This window comes from Paraburkholderia sp. J41, from assembly GCF_905220235.1.
GTDB lineage: Bacteria > Pseudomonadota > Gammaproteobacteria > Burkholderiales > Burkholderiaceae > Paraburkholderia.
This window is the reverse complement of record NZ_CAJMZE010000001.1, coordinates 58,273-74,665: the sequence shown is the minus strand read 5'-3', so window position 1 is coordinate 74,665 and position 16,393 is coordinate 58,273. Positions and strand designations below refer to the sequence as shown.

Sequence of the window (16,393 nt, the reverse complement as noted above, 5' to 3'; positions counted from 1 at the left end):
GCGCGCAACCAAGCGATGATCGGCGCGCGCGCCGAAAGGTGGCGCCAACGCGTTCAAAGCCCGATAATGGCCGGCGATCGCACCGCGGCCCGGCATGATTCGCGACGCATAAACCCGCATGCGACCACCTCCGCGCAGATCGAGGCGCCGCCGGCGAGTTCGGGGACTTGCCGGGCGCGGCGCCCGGCGGCATTGCGCCAACCCGCCCGCTTCCCTTGAGTGCCGCCGTCCCGCGTCATGGCCGGACAGCGGCCGCCAGACGGTGTTGCCTTTGAATACTCCGAACGAAATCTACTCATTGCCGCGCAGCCGCCTCGCACGCTGGCTCGCCGCGCCGGGCCAGGAAACGCCGCACGAGATTCGCGTCGCGCTGGTCGGCACGCTGTTCGGAACCTTGCCGATCTTCTTCGGCGGCGTTTTCAACACGATCGCCGTGGCGGGCGTGCTCGTGCGCCGTCATCCCACGCTGCCCTTCAAGGCGTGGTTTTTCGCCGAAGTCGCCGTGTGCCTGATGCGCTTCATCGTGCTCGTGATCGCGCGCCGCCGCGCGGCGCAAGCGCTTCCCACGCCCACGGACCTTTACGTGCTGCTCGCGCCGTTGTGGGGCGCGACCGTGGGCTACGGCGCGTTCGTGAGCGCGGTGAGCGGCGACTGGGTCGCGGCCACGCTCTCGTTCCTCTCGGCGGCGGCGATGGTGGGCGGCATCTGCTTCCGCAATTTCGCGGCGCCGCGCCTCGTTGCCGTGATGATCTTTCTCTCGCTCGGGCCGTGCTGCATCGCCGCGCTGCTCGCGCGCGAACCCGTGCTGCTGCTCACGCTGCTACAGATTCCGTTCTATCTCTTCGCCATGAGCGTGGCGGCGCAGCGCCTGAACGGCCTGCTTATCTCGACGATGAAGGCCGAGCGCGAGCACAGCCACCGCGCGCGCCACGACGCGCTCACGGGTTTGCTCAACCGCGAAGGGCTGTTTCGCGCCGCGAGCCGCGCCGGTCCCACGCCAATCGCGGCGGGCTCGACCGTGCTGTTCGTCGACCTGGACGGCTTCAAGCTCGTGAACGACGCGCACGGCCACGAAGCCGGCGACCTGCTGCTCGTGCAGGTCGCGCTGCGTTTGCGCGCGCTCGCGAGCAAGGACGCGCTCATCGCCCGCATGGGCGGCGACGAATTCGTGATCGTCGATTGCCCTTCGGCGCGGCCGCCGCACGAACTCGCGGCGCTCGTGGCCGAGGCGATCGAGCGGCCGTTCGAGCTCGCACCGGGCATGCTCGTGAAGGTGGGCGCGAGCGTGGGCCTCACGACCGTCTCCGAGGCCGCCGCCGACGTGGACCAGTTGCTGCGCCACGCCGACATGGCGATGTACGCGGCCAAGCGCAAGAAGTCGCTCGCGCGCCGCGACGCGCACAAGGCGGGCGCCGCCGCGCCGGCATCGGAGTCGTCGCCGGAAGCCTGACGATCGGGCGCCGATTTACGCGGCGAAGCCGGGCCGAGCCAAGCCACGCAACCGGCCAAGCGGAATAAACGCACCGATTTTCATCGAAACGAATCCGCAAACGTTTGCCTCGAAAAAATACGCCGATTAATCATACGAAAATCGCGCGGGGCGGTTAAAGACGCTAAAGCCGTATCGGGTTTTAATCGACGCGGCTTTAAAGCCGAAATTAGGCAAATTCGCCACACTCTTTCGGCTTTTCCGAATGCGGCGTTATTGGCGCGTGCAAATTCAAAATGGACTGGTAAGATTGGGTTCAATTTTGAGATGGCAGCTTGCCGCTCCGGAATCACGGCCCGAACCTCGACCACTCGCGCCGCCGGACAGACGGCTCATGCCATCGGGCCGTGGGGGAACGGCCTTTCGCCGCATGATCCGCGCGCCGCGCAGGGCTCCACGCGAGCCGCGTCGCCGGCATGTTTCCGACCTCGCGTTTTCGACGTGCCGGTCGCGATGCGCCAACGCGCCTTCGCGTCCGGGTCATGCGCGCGTTCGCGTCAACCGGCTCGTTTTCGACCGGAACCCCTACGCAAGTCGCCGCGCCGGGCCGTTATACCGATCACGCCCCGGGCTTTCGAACGTAGCCGGAACCGCTTTGCCGCCTGACTCCCTTGAACCTCTCATGACCATCCAGTCGACCCATCATCATCGCCTTTTCATGGGCCTGGTCGGTGGCGTGAGCGCGGCGCTCAACGCGGGCGCATTCGTCGCGCTGATGCCGTTCAACCCGGCGCTGTCCGGCATGGAGTTCTGGCGCGTGCTGGCGGCCGCGCTGGCCGCGGGCGCGTTCCTGCTGTTCGCGCGCTTTCATCTGCTCGCGACCGCGCGCGAACTGTCGTGGATGCTGAGCCGTGCCGCCATGCGCTGGTGCCGGCTGCTCGTCGGGCTGATGGCGGTGCTGTTCGTCTGGCACGGCGGCGGCGGCGACACGCGCTGGCTGCTCGCGCAATGGGCGGCGCTCGCGCTGCCGTTGCAGCTCGCCGGGCTCGTGGCGCTGCGCGCGAGTGCGCAGCGCATCAACAACGCCTCGGGCAACCAGCGTCACGCCGTGTTCTTCGGGCTGGGCAGCGAGGCGCGCAAGCTCAATCTGCGGCTGCGCCGCTCGCCCATTCTCGGCATTCAGGTGATGGGCTATTACAACGACGAGCCGGTCTTGCCCGAAGCGGGCGAGACGCTGCCGCCGTATCTCGGCCGCTACGCCGACGCCTTCGCGCGCATCGAGGCAAACGCGTTCGACACGGTGTTCGTCGCGATGGGTCGGCTCGAAGGCGAGGAAGGCACGAGCGAGATCGTCAATCGCCTCTACGACTCCACGGCCGCGATCTATCTCGTGCCCGAGCTGCCGATCCTCCGGGATCTCGCGGCCAACAGCACGGAGCTGGCGGGCGTGCCGCTGCTCGCGCTGCACGACATTCCCATTCTCGGCATTTCGCGGATGGTCAAGCGCGGCGTGGACGTGGCGGGCGCGGCGCTGCTGTGCGCGCTGCTCTCGCCCGTCATGCTCGCGATCGCGCTCGCGGTGAGGTTCGATTCGCCGGGGCCGGTGCTGTTCCGCCAGCGCCGCTACGGCGAGCGCGGCTTGCCGATCGTCGTACACAAGTTCCGCTCGATGCGCGTGGCGCAGCCCGGCGACGCGAGCGAAGGCGTGCGCCAGGCGCGCAGCGGCGACGAGCGCATCACGCCCGTGGGCGGCTTCTTGCGGCGCACCTCGCTCGACGAATTGCCGCAGCTTTTCGACGTGCTGCTCGGCACCATGAGCCTCGTGGGCCCGCGCCCGCACGCGGCCGAGCACAACGAGCTGTATCGGCGGCTGATTCCGGGCTACATGCTGCGTCATAGCGTGAAGCCGGGCATCACGGGCTGGGCGCAGATCAACGGCTTGCGCGGTTTGACCGACACGCCGGACAAGATGCAGCGGCGCGTGGAATTCGATCGCTATTACATCGCGCACTGGTCGCTGTGGCTCGACGTGCGGATTCTCGCCAAGACGATTCCCGTCATCATCACCGGCCGCAACGCCGTGTGAGCGCCCATGAAAAAGCCGCCTTGCGAGGCGGCTTCTCGAAGTTCGCGCGGCGCGTGCGTTGGTGCCACGGCGCCGCCGGTTGCGACGAAATGCGATGCGGGCAGCTATCCGGTCGAGACGCGATCAGACCGCGCGTTGCGTGCGCGTTGAGGCCACGGCACCGCCGGTTGCGACGAAACGCGATGCGGGCGGCTATCCGGCCGGGGCGCGATCAGACCGCGCGTTGCGTGCGCGCCATGCGCCAGTGGCGCCAGACGATGCTGACGAAGCGGCGGTCGTCGACGAGATAGCGGCGCCACAGGCGCGCCGGGTCTTGCAGGATGCGCCAGCACCATTCGAAGCCGCTGCGCTGCATCCAGGCGGGCGCGCGCTTGCGCAGGCCCGCGGCGAATTCGATGGCCGCGCCCGCGCAAAGCAGCAGGCCGCCGCCGAGCGTTTCGGCGTGATGGAGCGCCCAGCGTTCCTGCTTGGGCATGCCGAGGCAGACGAACACGATGTCGGGCGCGATCTCGCGCACGCGTTCGGCGACGGCGTCGCCTTCGGGGCCGGTCGGATCGAACGACATGGAAGGCGCGACGATCTCCAGGTCGAGGCCCGGATAGTGTTTTGCGAAGCCGTCGAGCAGCGCCTTCTCGTGACCGGGAATGCCGCCGACGATCACGGCCTTCCAGCCGTTCGCGCGGGCGCGCGCGCAGAGCGCGGGCAGCAGGTCCGAGCCGGTGACGCGGCCGGGCAGCGGCTTGCCCATCAGGCGGCTCGCCCACACCACGGGCATGCCGTCCGCGAACAGGAAGTCGGCGGTGCGGTAGAGCGTTTGCAGGTCGGGCTGGGTATCCAGACGCACGACGTGGTCGACGTTCGGCGTGACCGCCACGCGCGCGCGGCCGTCGCGCTGCGCGGCGGCCGCGCAAAGCACGTCGAGCGCGGTGTCGAACGACACGGCGGCGATGTTCAGTCCGAAAAGGCGAATGCTCGGGTTGAAGACAGCGCGCTCGCCCGCGTGCGGCGCCGCTGCCAGATAAGGCACGCTGCTCATTGTTTTGGCTTATGACCCCGTCGTCCGGCACGGCGGAGCCTGGCGCGACGCTTTATCCACCGGCGTCGTGCCACCCCGTCATATGACGAACGTACTGTTGTTTTTTGTGGTCTCCTGGCTTGGCCAAGATGCGCTCCGACTACAGGCAGAATCTTACGCTTGAGTCAGTGAGTTACCAAACACGTAGGTGCAAATTTGAGACAAAAAATAAGGCCACGGCGAATTGTTTTTATGAGGACGATGGCGATCGGCTACCATCGCTGCGGTCTTGAAAATGGGCGGTGGATTCTTCAGGTGAAAGCGTCTAATAACGACAGCGCCGATTATTTCGCGCGCGATTTCGCACGCGCGCCGCGGCGGTTTGCGCCATGATCGTCGACGCGCGGGAAATTGCCGCCGGCGCGCAGCTCCATGCGGACGTGTGCGTGGTGGGCGCGGGCGCGGCCGGCATCACGCTCGCGCTCGCGCTGGAGGAAAGCGGCCTCGACGTGATCGTGCTCGAGAGCGGCGGCGACGCGCCCGAGCCGGCCACGCAAACGCTTTACGAAGGCACCGTGGCCGACGCGCGCCTGCATCCGCCCATCGACCACTACCGCGTGCGCCGCTTCGGCGGCTCGACCACGCTGTGGGGCGGCCGCTGCCTGCCGCTCGACCCGGTCGACTTCGAAGCGCGCGACTACATCGCCCACAGCGGCTGGCCGATCGCCTATGCCGAAGTGCTGCCGTACTACGCGCAGGCCAACGCCTTGTGCGAGGCGGGCGAGTTCGCCTACACGGCCGAAGCCGCGTTCGCCGCACCGCTTGCGCCCATGATCGGCGGCTTTGCCAGCGACGCGTTTTCCGCCAACACGCTCGAACGCTTCAGTTGCCCGACCGACTTCGGCAGCCGCTATCGCGCGCGCCTCGCCAAAGGCCGCGTGCGCGTGCTCCAGCATGCCAACCTCTGCCGCCTGCCGATGGACGCCGGTTCGGCGCGGCGCGTGGGCGCGGCCGTCGTGCGGGTGATCGGCGGCGCGACCTTCTGCGTGGCGGCGCGCGCCTACGTGCTCGCGGCGGGCGGCCTCGAAGTGCCGCGCCTGCTGCTCGACAGCCCCGGCGCGAGCGGGCGCGGGCTCGGCAACGCGCACGACGTCGTGGGCCGCTATTACATGAGCCATCTCGCGGGCACGATCGGCACGCTCGACCTGTCGCGCGCGAGTTCGGTCCATCACGGCTACGACATCTCCGAGGAAGGCATCTACTGCCGCCGCCGCCTTGCCTTGCGCGAGGGCGCGCAGCACGCGCTGCGCGCGGGCAACTTCGTCGCGCGCCTGCATCATCCGCGCATTCCCGACGCCGGTCACGGCAACGGCATACTCTCCGCGCTCTATCTCGCGCGCGGCATCGTGCCGTACGAATACGCGAAGCGCCTGTACGACGGCACGCCGCCGGGCTACGCGGGATCGACGTTCGCGCATGCGAAAAACGTGGTCGCCGATGCGCCGGACACCGCGCGCTTCCTGTGGAACTGGCTGCGCCGCCGCACGCTCGCCGAGCGCAAGTTTCCGTCGATCATCGTGCGGCCCGCGAACCTGCGCTTCTCGCTCGACTTTCACGCGGAGCAGGAGCCGAACGCCGCGAGCCGCGTGACGCTCGGCGACGCCACCGACGCGCTGGGCCAGCGCCGCATTCACGTGGACTGGCGCTACACCGCGCAGGACGTGGCCACGGTAAGCCGCGCGCTCGACGCGCTCGCGCGCGAAATCGAGCGCTCGGGCGCGGGCCGCTTCGAATACGATCCCGCCGAAGTGGAAGCCGAAATGACGCGCTACGGCGCGTACGGCGGCCACCATATCGGCACGGCGCGCATGGGCGAGGACCCGCGCACCAGCGTGGTCGACGCGAACTGCCGCGTACACGAAACCGACAACGTCTACGTGGCGGGCGCGGCCGTGTTCCCGACTTCGGGCCAGGCCAACCCGACGCTCACGATCGTCGCGCTCGCGTTGCGGCTCGCCGCGCATTTGCGCGGCGCGGTGGCCGCGTTGCCGGTTTCCACCGGCGCTTCCTCTGCCGCTACTTCTGCCGCTACCCCCGCCGCTACCCCCGCCGCTTCCTCTGCGGTTTTCCCCACTCACTCCGAAGCCGCTCGATGAAAGCCCGCATTCTCGTTCCTGGCGCAACCGGCTTTGTCGGCGCGCGCGTCGTTGCCGCGCTCGCCGCGAGCGGCTGGGCCGAACCGGTTGCCGCATCGCGCCGCGAGGGCAACGGGCTGCGCCGCGTCGACGCGCTCGACGCCGCCTCGCTCGGCGCCGCGATCGACGCAGCCGACGGTCTCGTCAACTGCATCGCGGGCACGCCGGAGACCATCGTCGCGAACGCGCGCGCGCTGCGCGAGGCGCTGCTCGCTCGCGCGAAGCCGCTGCCCGTGGTGTATTTCAGCTCGATGGCGGTGTACGGCGCGCTCGAAGGCCGGGTCGACGAAAGCGCGCCGCTCGATGCGGCGAGCCCGTACGGCCGCGCGAAGGCCGAGGCCGAGGCGCTGCTTGCGCCGCTGCCCGCGGTGACGGTGCTGCGTCCCGGCTGCATTTATGGCGGCGGCAGCCCGCAATGGTCGCAGCGTATCGCGCGTTTGCTGCGCGCACGGCGTATCGGCGATCTGGGCGCGGCCGGCGACGGTTGCAGCAATCTCGTGCATATCGACGATGTCGTGCGCGCCGTGCTGGCGGCGCTGCGCACGCCGGCGGCGCGCGGCCGCGCCTACAACCTCGCGATGGCGGACGCGCCGCGCTGGAACGAATATTTCGTGGCGTATGCGCGCGCGCTGGGCGCGACGCCGGTGCAGCGCGTGGGCGCGCGGCGTCTCAAGCTCGAAACGAAGCTGCTCGCGCCTGCCCTGAAAATTGGCGAGATCGCGGCGCGCAAGCTGGGCGGCCTCGAATTGCCGCCGCCGTTGCCGCCGTCGCTCGCGCGGCTCTGGCAACAGGATATCCGGCTCGACGCGCGCCGCGCGCAGGACGACCTGGGCATGGTCTGGACGCCGTGGCTGGCGGCGTTGCAAACCGAGGCGCGCGAGCAAGCGCGGCGCTGAGGGCGAACGCACGAGGCGTGGGCGCGCAGACGAACGACGACCGGGCGCGCCGCCGCGCGGCTTCAAAGCGCTCGTGTCACGCGCGCGGCTTGACGCGCGCCATCGCCGAAAGCCATAGCGCGCGCAACGGCAGCACGCCGAGCAAGCGGTGCGCGGCCCACGCGGCCATCGCGCCGTTCACGGCGATCGCGAGCGAAGCGGCCACGGCCGCGCCGACGCTGCCGCCGAACGGCGCGAGCACCGCAAGCCCGACCAGCAGCACGGCCACCGAACACACGTTGATGCGATAGAGCACCGACGTGTGCGCCGTCATGCCGAGCAGTTCGGGCATGGCCGTGAAGCACGCCGCCGCGATCTGGCCGATGGCGAGCACGCGCAGCGCCGCCGCGCCCGTGCCGTAGCCGGGGCCGAACAGCGCGAGCAGGCGTTCGGGAAACAGCAGCATGCAGAGCGTGGCGGGCAGCGCGAGCGCGACCACGATGCCGATCGCCTGCGCCGCGCTGCGCTCCAGCCCCTCGCGGTCGCGGCGCGCGTGCAGGCTCGCGAACTTCGGCGCGGCCATGCCGGTCACGCCGCTGATCAGCAGATTGATGACGAGCGCGAGCCGCCACGCGAGCGCGAACAGCCCGGTTTCGCGCGACGAGGCAACGATGCCGAGCACGATGGCGGGCGCCGAGGTGATGAGCAGCTTGGTGAATTCGAGCGTAAAGAGCGGCAAGCCCGGCTTGAGCAGATGCGCGGCTTCGAGCGCCGGCGCGCCGGCCTCGCCGCTTGCGCCGCTTACGCCGATTTCACCGATTTCACCGATTCCGCCGCTTACGCCGCTTACGCCGCTTGCGCCGGATCTTCCGATTCCTCCGCTTACGCCGATTTCACCGCTTCCGCTGCCGCCGATTCCGCCGCTCCCGCCGCTCCCGCCGCTTCCGCCGCTCCCGCTGCTCCCGCCGCTTCCGCCGGTTGCGAGTTCGCGCAAAAAGCGCTTGAGCAGCCACGCGCCCGCGAGCGCGGTGAGCGCGAAGCTCGCGGCGATCAGCACGAGCGTGTTGGCGACGGTCATGCCGCCCGCGAGCCCGAGCGGAATGGCGGCCGCGCAGAAGATGGCGGGCCACAGCCACGAATAGATCATCTGGCTGAAGCCCACGCGCTGAAGCCCGGCCAGCGCGCCCGCGAGCGCCGCGCCAAGGTTCTGCGGCACGAACGAGAGCGCGCCCAGCACGAGCGGCCACGCGAGCGCGGGCTTCTTGAGGACGTGATCGGCGAAAGCGAAAGCGCCCGCGCCCAGCAGCGCCGAAACCGCTACCGAGGCGAGCAGCACGATGGCGAGCGCGCGGCGGATCGTGGGACGCACGGCGGCGGCGCGCCCCGAGGCCACGTCCATGGCGATCTGCCGCGTGAGCGCCTGGTCGATGCCGAGCCGCCCGAAGCCGGCGAGCGCGACCATGGTGCTGAAAACGATATAGAAGTTGCCGGTCTCGACCACGCCGAGCATGGCCGCGATCAGCAAGTGGAAACCGTAGCGGCTCGGCAGATCGAGCAGCCGCACGCCAAGGCTCACGAGCGAACCGCGAACGATCGAGGTGTTTTTCGGGGCGTTGCCCGAGGCGCTACCTGGCTCGCTATCCGTTTCGTTCTCCAGGCCGATGTTCGGGCCGGCATTCGGGCTGGCATTCGGGCTGGCATTCGGGCCGCTGCCGGGGCCGGCGGGCGTGGGCGCGGCGCTCACGCGGGCGCCTTCGTCTTGTCCTGCGCCGCGCCGCGCAGCACGAACAGCGTGACGCTTTGCGGCGGCAGCGTGGCGCGCAGCGCGCCTTGCGCATACGTGGCGTCGGGCTGGCGCGCAATGCGGTTTTCGGCGAGCCGCCACGTTTGCACGGCGCCGCCCGCGGCGAAGTGGCCGAGCGCGAGCGTGGCGTCGGCGGGGCGGTCGAGCTGCTTGTTGACGACCATCACCGTGAGCGCGCCGTCGTCGCGCAGCGCCGCGAACGCCGCGACCGTATCCGGGTCGGGCGCGTTCGCCGCCACGCTGGTCGCGCCGAACGCCGAACCGTTGCCGTCGTAGTTGCGGTACAGCTTGAACGCCTTGTACACCGGCATCGACGGATCGAGCGTGCCCCAGCGCGTGGCCATGTCGAGCCCTTCGCGCCCGAAAATGCCCAGGATGTCGGCCTGCGCCGTCGCGCCGTTCATCAGCGTGTCGCCGCCCCAGTTGTATTCGGTGATGGCGATGGGCGTGCCGGGGTAGTAGTACGTGTCGACCCACTGGCGCATCAGCGGGATCAGCGCGACCACGCTGTTGATCCACGTGGGGTCCTTGTAGCCGCGGTCCCAGAGGTCGCGCGTGGAGCGGTTGCGCTTGAGCGCGATCTCGGTCGAGCCGGCCACGCCGCTTTCGCTGTATTCGCCGCCCTGCGGGTAGAAGTGCAGGCTGAATACGTCGACGGGATGCCCGGCCGCCTTCCATTGCGAAAGCAGCCACGGCACGTAGGGCAGGCCCTGCGTCTGGTTCGCGCGGTCGGGTGCGTGGTCGAGGCCGTGATCGGCGCCGTATTGCTGGTCGAAACCGCTGTAGAAGTAGCCTTGCCAGCCCCATTCCTCGGGCGCGACGACTTGCGCGTGCGGGTCGGCGGCTTTGACGGCGCGCGAGTAGGCGAGCACCTTGTCGGCGATTTCCTGGGCGTGCGCGCCCGTGGGATGCACGTCGCGATGGATCAGGTGCCAGAGGCTCGGCTCGTTGTCCATGGCGTAGTAGCGCACGCCGCCCGCGTTCGCGCCGCCGAAGGCGCCGACGAGCGCCGCCACGCGCGCCTGCTGGCTCTGCGGGTCGTCGGGCACGGTGGCGTCGTCGGGGTTGTTGCCGGCGATGAGCTTGCCGCCCGCCGCGACGCCGTTGCCGGCGTCGGGGTCGCCGTCCACGTCGTGATTGGGCTGGTCGCCGTAGCGCTTGATCGAAAAGCTCGCGAGGCGCTCGCGCTGCGGCCCGAGTTTCGCGACGCGCCCGAGCATCGAAATGGTGACGATGGGCGTGGCGCCCGCCGCCTGCGTGAGCGCGACGAAGCGCTCGCCGAACTGGTCGTTGATGTCGCCGGGATTGACGGCGAGGCTTTCGAAATACCAGTCCTTGCCCGCGTTGCGCGCGTCGAGCCGCCAGTTGTACGCGGAGGCGCTATTGCCGCCCGAGCGGTTCAGCGGCGCGCGCAGGTCGGCGAGCGTGCGCTGCGTGCCGAAGTTGACGCCGTAGACGAGCGGGTTGATGGCGTGACGATTCGCGGCCGCGTCGATGCCGATCGTGACCGCGAGCGGCGCGCCCGAGGCGGCGTCCGTGCAGGCGGCCGCGCCGGAGAACAGCAGCGCCGCGCCGGCGAGCGTGGGCAACAGCTTAATGCGCTTCGAGCGGGGCATCGGCGCTCCGGGGTTGAAAGCGGGGTTGCGCCGCGAATTGCGGCTCGTGAGCGTCGTGCAGCCTGCCCGCGCGCCAGACGTAGGCGAAGATCGCGAGAATCACGGCCGTCTCGCCGGGCGTGAGCGTGGGCGGATAGAACACCGAAATCAGCAGGATGTAGACGAGGTAGTCGAACAGCGAGCCGAGGAAATCGTCGTCCACCTGGGCGCGCAGGCGGCGGTAGAAGTGCAGGCCGCGCAACTGGAAAAACAGGATGATGAGCGCGCCGATCAAGCCGTACTCGAACACGATGCCGAGCCACGTGATGTCGGCGAGAAAGAAAAAATGATGGAAGTAGTCGATCAGGCTGTCGTGGCTCGTGGGGCTGATGGTGCCCACGCCGAAGATCCAGCGCAGCGGGTCGCTGCCCAGAAAGCGCGTGGCGATCTCGATGGAAATGCGGCGCGTGTCGAAACCGGTGTCGGCGCCGGTGCTGAATGTGGTGGCCAGATAGCCCGCCGAAAACATCGCCGCGAGGCCGAACGGCGCGCACAGCAGCAAGCCGAGGCGCACGAGCGGGCGCGACCACAGCAGCGTGTTGAGGACGAGCACGCCCGTGATGCCGATCACCATGGCGCGCGTTTTCACGATCAGCAGCGTGACCGCGAACGCGACGGCCGCGCCCAGCAGATAGCGCAGGCTGCGCTCGAAATACGCGCGCCGGTAGCAGAGAAACAGCACGATGATCGGGAAGTACATCGACATGCGGATGCGGTGGCCGCGATTGTCGGCGCTGAAGAACGGCGCCTGGCCGCTCACGTACGTGCCTTGATACCAGCTATTGGGCACCACGGCCCAGAACACGATGAGCGTGACCGTGACCGCCGCGCCGAGAATGACGAAGCCGCGTTCGAGTTCGGCCAGCGTGGGCTTCGCCGCGAGCAGCACCGCGAGAAACGAGAAGAAGTACAGCATGGGCAGCAGTTTCACCTGCGCCGTGATGCTCGTGAAAAAGCTTTCGTGGAAATACACCACCGAGGCGAAGCTGGGCGCGAGCACGAGCCAGCCGAAGCCGAGGACCACTTGCAGCGCCATTGGAAAGCGCTCCTCGCGCGCGAGCCAGAATGCGGCCGGCAGCGAGAGGAGGGGAAAGGCCTTGGAGAGCGCCCAGAGCGGCTTGATGTCGCTGATGTAGTGGAACGTTTGCCCGAAGAGGGGCAGCAGCGCGACCAGCAGCCAGAGCGTGGCGCGGCGCGCGGGCGCGCCCGAAAACACCGGCGCCAGATCGGCCGAGAAACCGGCGACTGAATTTCGCGCCGGATCTGCCGTTAAAGGAGGGGTAGCCATGTCGAACGCCGGCGTTACGGGTACGGGTTGCTGTTGATGCTGTAGTCGAGGCTGCGGTTGAAGGGCAGCACGCGCGTGATGTACTGGTCGACCCATTGATCGACTTCGGCCACCGAGGACTTCGGCACGAAGATCGTGTCCGAGGCTTGCAGCACGAGGTCCTGGCTGGCGTCGCCCTGGTGCGTGAGCGAGTCGAGATTGACGGTGCGCAGCATCGGGCGGCCGTCGGGGCTGCGGCGAATCAGTACGACTTCGTTGCTGCGCGCGGTGTCGAGCAGGCCCTGCGCGGACATGATCGCCTGCATCACGCTCATGCCCGTGCGTAGTGGAATTTCGCCGGGCTTGCCGACCTGGCCGCCCACGTAAATGTGACCGCCCGATTGCACGATGCCGATGGCGGCGTGCGCGTTGGCCGAAATGCCGTTGTCGGCGAGCGCCTTGTTCACGGCGGCGGCGAGTTGCGCGATGGAAAGGCCCGCGGCCGGCAGCGTGCCCGCGAACGGCATGCTGAGCGTGCCGTCGGGTGCGACCTGGCCGTGATAGTTGAGTTCGCCGTTGAAGGGCAGCGTTACGGTGAGGTCGTCGCCGGGGAGGATGCGGTAGACGGCGGGCGTGGCGTCGGTCCACGTCGCGAAGCGGCCGGCCTGCTGATATTGCGGCTCGACCCAGGTGCGGCTACAGGCGGTCAGCGTCAGCAGCGCGAGCACGAGCGCCGGGCGGAAAGTGGTCATGAAGGCGCGTGGCATAAAGCGTTGGCTTAATGTTTTTACTGCCGGTTTTAACAGCGAAGTGTTGCGCGCCGGGGACAGTTTTTCAACCCCGGCGAAGCCAACGCGAAATTTATGGAAAGGAAGAACTAAACCAATGTTTTCTTACGTATTATATGCGCCTTCGGCATCACGCTTGTGGGCCTAAAACCACACCTATATGGTTATTACGACTAGAACCAGGCCCGCACGCAAAGCAGCAGTCGTCGACGTGACGATACGGGATTATCTCAACACGCTTTTTTATTACCGCAAGATTGCCGTATCGGTATTTCTCTCGATCGTGGCACTCGGTCTCGCGGTGGCGATCGTCGTGCCCATGCCGTATCGCGCGCAGGCCACGCTGCTCGTGCTGCTCGCCAACTATTACGACCAGTCCAACACCACCAACGGCAACGCGGGGGTGCAGCCGGCCATCGGTCAGCTCGACAGCGTGGAAGCGGAAATACTTGGGAGCCCTGAACTTCACCGCGACGTGGTGATTTCGAAATTGGGGCCGAACGCAAGCGAAAAAGAAATCGACAGCCAATTGCAGGACTTCGAGCACCGGCTGCATATCGAGCAAAACGATCTCGCCAATACGATCAACATCACGTATTACGATTCCGATCCCAAAGTGGCCGCGAGCGCGATCGCCTCGCTGCTCGATCAATACTTTCGCCGCCGCGCCACCATTTTCACTTCGGGGCGGCTCGACTTCCTCACCGGCCAGCGCGACGACGTTTCGCAGCAGTTGAAGAACGCCGACGCCGCGCTGCTCGCATTCCAGAAGTCGCACGGCATCGTCAATATCGACGACCAGATTTCGCGCGCCGTGCTGCTCGAAAGCCAGCTCGTGCAGCGCCGCCTCGAAAACGACGCGAAGCTCGCGCAGGACCGTGGCGAATTGAAGGCGTTGCAAAATTCGTCGAAGGGCGTGAAGCCGGACATCACCATTTACACCGACGACTCCGAGGCCGCGCACGCGCTCGACGTGATGCAGCTTTCGCTGATGCAGCTCGAAACGCGCCGCGCCGATTTCGCGTCGCGCTACCTGGCCGGCTCGCCGTTCGTGCAGCAGCTCGATCAGCAGATCGCCGACATGAAGGCCAGCATCGCGCGTCAGAAGAAGCAGATGACCACGGCCACGCGCGTCGGCCACAACGAGTATTACGACGTCGTGCAGGGCCGTCTTGCCACGCTCAATTCGAGCATTTCGGGCGAGACGGCGCTGGAGCATGCGCTCGACGAGCAGATCAAGGGCGCGCGCGCGCAACTGCGCAACCTCAGCGACATTTCGAGCAAGCTGCGCCAGATGACGGCGAACCGCGACATTCTCGCGGACAGCTACCGCGACCGCGCGCGCCAGGTCGAGCAGGCCACCATTCAGCAAGGCCAGGTGAGCCAGGTGAACAGCACCAACGTGCGCGTGATCCAGGCGCCGCTGCCGCCTTCGCAGCGCAGCGTGCCGGCCAGCCTGATCGTCGCGGCGAGCGTGGCCGCCGGCTTGCTGATCTCGGCGCTCGTGGTGATGGTCATGGCTTCGCTGCGCGAAACGTTCCTGAGTCCTGAACAAGTCGAGCGCTCGCTCATGCTGCCGGTGCTCAATGCGCCGATCACGGTGGGCGCGCGGCGCGGCGCGGCGAATGCCGCGGGCGCAACGAGCGCGCCCGAGCGGCCCACGCATCTCGCCTACGGCCGCATGATCGCCGCGATCAACGCGAGCACGGAAGCCGGCTCGAAAGTGGTGATGGCGCTTTCGTTCGGCAAGAACGACGGCTTGCAGTCGGTCATTCAGGGGCTTGCGGTCGAACTCGAGCATCGCTCGGCCAGGCCCATTCTCGTGCTCGACGTGGCTTCGGGCGACGAAGCGTCGCTGTATGCCAACGCGGGCTGGCCCGGTTTTGCGGCGAAGCGCGGCGAGGTGAGCGGCGAGCCCGCCGCGCCTTGCGACGACCTCGCGTACGAGCACGTGATGGGCCACAACGTGGTAGTGGCGCGGCCGAAGGGCGGCGGCTTCCCCTCGTCGTGGCAGCAGACGGCGGCGCTGTTCGACACATTGCGCGCGGCGCACGATTACGTGGTGGTGCATGCGCCGCCCGCGAGCCAGTCGTTCGGCGGCATCGAAAACGCGGCGCTCGCCGACGCCACGCTGCTGGCCGTGCGTGCGGAAGTCTCGCGCAAGCCCGTCATCGTCGGCTTGAAGGAGCAGATTCAGGACGCGGGCGGCAACCTCATCGGCATCGCCCTGACGCATCGGCGCGGCTACATTCCCGACTTCATCTACCGATTCTTCTGATATGCCGGACCACACTCAGAGCGCGACGCCTCAGATCAGCGCCATCTTGCCGATCAAGACGCGGGGACGGCATTACGCGGACAATATCGGCCGCTGCGACATTCTGTTTTCTTCGCTGCGCCACTTCACGAATCCGCGCATTTTTCACCGCTTCGTTATCGTGGTGCCGCACGAGGAAATCGACGAGGTGAAGGGCTATGCGAAGGCATGGTCCGACTTTCCGATCGAAGTGGTGGACGAAGCGGAGCACATGGCCGTTTTCGCCGAGTATTCGCAGCGCCACCAGATTCGCAACTGGCATCGTCAGCAGATCATCAAGCTCTATGCGCCGGCGCTGATCGACACCGAGTATTTTCTCGTGCTCGATCCCGATTGCTTCGCCACGCACGCGTTCGATATCGCTTCGCTGATCGTCGACGGCAAGGCGCTCACGCACCTGCAACCGCGCACGGTCGAGCCGTATTACTGGGAGGCTTCGGCCAAACTGCTCGATGTGGACCCGCAACTCGAACGCAGCGGCATCTGGTGGACGCCGGCCATTTTGTCGCGCACGCTGTGCCTGAATCTGCACCGGCGCCTGGAAGCCGTCCACGGCACCGAGTGGCGGCGCGTGCTGCTCGCGAACTACATGGTCGACTGGACCGAGTACACGCTGTACTGGCTCAACGCCGAACGCGAGGGCTTGCTCGACCAGTACCACGTCACGCCGAAGCCGGGGCAGCGCGCGCTGCATGCCGACGAAAGCGTCTGGTTCGCCGACAAGATGGAAGGCTGGAGCGAGTCGCGCCATCTCGCGGCCGACAGCGACGGCATGTTCGCGGTCGTGCAGAGCAACACGCACATTTCGCCGCAGCGCGTGGTGGAAAAGCTTTCGCCGTATTTTCCCATCACGCTTCAACCGTACGAGCGCCATGTCGACCGCGCGCTCAAGGGCGCCGAACTCTATTCGGCCGTCGCGCGCCGCGGCCTGAAACTGCTGCGCAAGCTGCGCGGGTAAGTCC

11 protein-coding genes are annotated in these 16,393 nt (G+C 67.7%); 6 read left to right on the top strand and 5 right to left on the bottom strand.

Going from position 1 to position 16,393, the window contains the following annotated elements:
• Nucleotides 1–271: 271 nt before the first annotated feature.
• Together U5805_RS00325 and U5805_RS00320 are read left to right on the top strand one after the other, a co-directional pair.
• On the top strand, nucleotides 272–1,450 hold the full coding sequence (locus U5805_RS00325) for a GGDEF domain-containing protein (protein ID WP_322101433.1): 1,179 nt from the start codon (nucleotides 272–274) through the stop codon (nucleotides 1,448–1,450).
• Between the two features lie 661 nt (nucleotides 1,451–2,111).
• On the top strand, nucleotides 2,112–3,515 hold the full coding sequence (locus U5805_RS00320; RefSeq protein WP_322101432.1) for an undecaprenyl-phosphate glucose phosphotransferase: 1,404 nt from the start codon (nucleotides 2,112–2,114) through the stop codon (nucleotides 3,513–3,515).
• Nucleotides 3,516–3,726: 211 nt separating this feature from the next.
• On the opposite strand, the gene U5805_RS00315 is transcribed toward U5805_RS00320, so the two are convergent.
• Nucleotides 3,727–4,551: a WecB/TagA/CpsF family glycosyltransferase gene (locus U5805_RS00315; RefSeq protein WP_322101431.1), complete on the bottom strand. Its 825-nt coding sequence runs from the start codon at nucleotides 4,549–4,551 to the stop codon at nucleotides 3,727–3,729.
• Nucleotides 4,552–4,919: 368 nt separating this feature from the next.
• Here U5805_RS00315 and U5805_RS00310 point away from each other — a divergent pair, with 368 nt between their 5' ends.
• Nucleotides 4,920–6,686: a GMC family oxidoreductase gene (locus tag U5805_RS00310; protein ID WP_322101430.1), complete on the top strand. Its 1,767-nt coding sequence runs from the start codon at nucleotides 4,920–4,922 to the stop codon at nucleotides 6,684–6,686.
• Nucleotides 6,683–7,621, top strand: a complete 939-nt coding sequence (locus U5805_RS00305) for an NAD-dependent epimerase/dehydratase family protein (protein WP_322101429.1) — start codon at nucleotides 6,683–6,685, stop codon at nucleotides 7,619–7,621. The genes U5805_RS00310 and U5805_RS00305 overlap by 4 nt, the downstream gene beginning before the upstream one ends.
• Nucleotides 7,622–7,697: 76 nt before the next feature.
• On the opposite strand, the gene U5805_RS00300 is transcribed toward U5805_RS00305, so the two are convergent.
• From U5805_RS00300 to U5805_RS00285, 4 genes are read right to left on the bottom strand one after another with little or no spacing between them, the layout of a single operon-like run.
• Entirely contained in the window at nucleotides 7,698–9,344 is a 1,647-nt protein-coding gene (locus U5805_RS00300; RefSeq protein ID WP_322101428.1) for a hypothetical protein, read from the bottom strand.
• The gene (locus tag U5805_RS00295) at nucleotides 9,341–11,020 is read right to left on the bottom strand and encodes a glycoside hydrolase family 44 protein (protein ID WP_322101427.1); all 1,680 of its coding nucleotides are present in this window, start codon (nucleotides 11,018–11,020) and stop codon (nucleotides 9,341–9,343) included. Before U5805_RS00295 ends, U5805_RS00300 begins: the two co-directional genes overlap by 4 nt.
• On the bottom strand, nucleotides 10,998–12,347 hold the full coding sequence (locus tag U5805_RS00290) for a hypothetical protein (RefSeq protein WP_322101426.1): 1,350 nt from the start codon (nucleotides 12,345–12,347) through the stop codon (nucleotides 10,998–11,000). Before U5805_RS00290 ends, U5805_RS00295 begins: the two co-directional genes overlap by 23 nt.
• A gap of 14 nt (nucleotides 12,348–12,361) precedes the next feature.
• Nucleotides 12,362–13,078 (bottom strand): polysaccharide biosynthesis/export family protein, encoded by a 717-nt coding sequence (locus U5805_RS00285; RefSeq protein WP_322101425.1) that lies wholly within the window; start codon nucleotides 13,076–13,078, stop codon nucleotides 12,362–12,364.
• A 247-nt stretch (nucleotides 13,079–13,325) separates the two neighbouring features.
• On the opposite strand from U5805_RS00285, the gene U5805_RS00280 reads away from it, so the two are divergent.
• Together U5805_RS00280 and U5805_RS00275 are read left to right on the top strand one after the other, a co-directional pair.
• Entirely contained in the window at nucleotides 13,326–15,392 is a 2,067-nt protein-coding gene (locus tag U5805_RS00280; protein ID WP_322101424.1) for a hypothetical protein, read from the top strand.
• Between the two features lies 1 nt (nucleotide 15,393).
• Nucleotides 15,394–16,389, top strand: coding sequence for a DUF6492 family protein (locus U5805_RS00275; protein ID WP_322101423.1), 996 nt, complete (start codon nucleotides 15,394–15,396; stop codon nucleotides 16,387–16,389).
• Nucleotides 16,390–16,393: the final 4 nt, after the last annotated feature.